At 63.2% G+C, this 957-nt stretch carries 1 protein-coding gene; it reads left to right on the forward strand.

Annotation, left to right across the window (positions count from 1 at the left end; translation table 11 throughout):
• Positions 1 to 16: 16 nt before the first annotated feature.
• On the forward strand, positions 17 to 957 hold a 941-nt coding region (locus K5Q35_RS22555), incomplete at its 3' end, for an alcohol dehydrogenase catalytic domain-containing protein (RefSeq protein ID WP_220801479.1).

Consider the following 957-nt stretch of genomic DNA (forward strand, 5'->3'; position numbering starts at 1 on the left):
GGAGAGTTTGACTATGATGAGAACGCGTGCGGCGGTTGCGGTTGCGGCTGGGCAGCCTCTTGAGGTGATGGAGGTCAATCTTGACGGCCCGCGTGCCGGAGAGGTTTTGGTCGAGATCAAGGCGACGGGCCTGTGCCATACGGATGAGTTCACGCGCTCGGGCGATGATCCCGAAGGCATCTTTCCGGCCATTCTGGGCCATGAGGGCGCGGGCGTTGTCATCGAGATCGGCGAGGGTGTGACCAGCCTTGAGGTGGGCGATCATGTGATCCCGCTTTATACGCCGGAGTGTCGCGAGTGCGACTACTGCCTGAACCCCAAGACGAACCTCTGCCAGAAAGTGCGCGCCACGCAGGGCCAGGGGCTGCTGCCCGATGGCTCAACCCGGTTTTCGATGCTGGATGGCACGCCGATCCACCACTACATGGGCTGCTCGACCTTTGCCAACCACACGGTTGTGCCGGAAATCGCGCTGGCCAAGGTGCGCAAGGACGCGCCCTTTGATAAAATCTGCTACATCGGCTGCGGCGTGACCACCGGCATCGGTGCCGTTATTAACACGGCAAAGGTTGAGATTGGGTCAACGGCCGCCGTCTTCGGGCTGGGCGGCATCGGTCTGAACGTGATTCAAGGGCTGCGGCTGGCGGGCGCGGATCAGATCATCGGCGTCGATCTGAACGACGACAAGGAAGAGATGGCGCGCCATTTCGGCCTGACCGATTTCGTGAACCCCAGCAAGGTCGAGGGCGACATGGTCGCGCATCTGGTCGAACTGTCGGGCGGGGGCTGCGATTACACCTTCGACGCCACGGGCAATGTGAACGTGATGCGCACGGCTCTCGAGGCGGCGCACAAGGGCTGGGGCGAGAGCATCATCATCGGCGTGGCCCCTGCGGGTGCCGAGATTTCGACGCGCCCGTTTCAGCTGGTGACCGGCCGGGTCTGGCGCGGCACGGC

It is taken from the genome of Roseobacter sp. OBYS 0001, from assembly GCF_019654895.1.
Classification (GTDB): domain Bacteria; phylum Pseudomonadota; class Alphaproteobacteria; order Rhodobacterales; family Rhodobacteraceae; genus Roseobacter; species Roseobacter litoralis.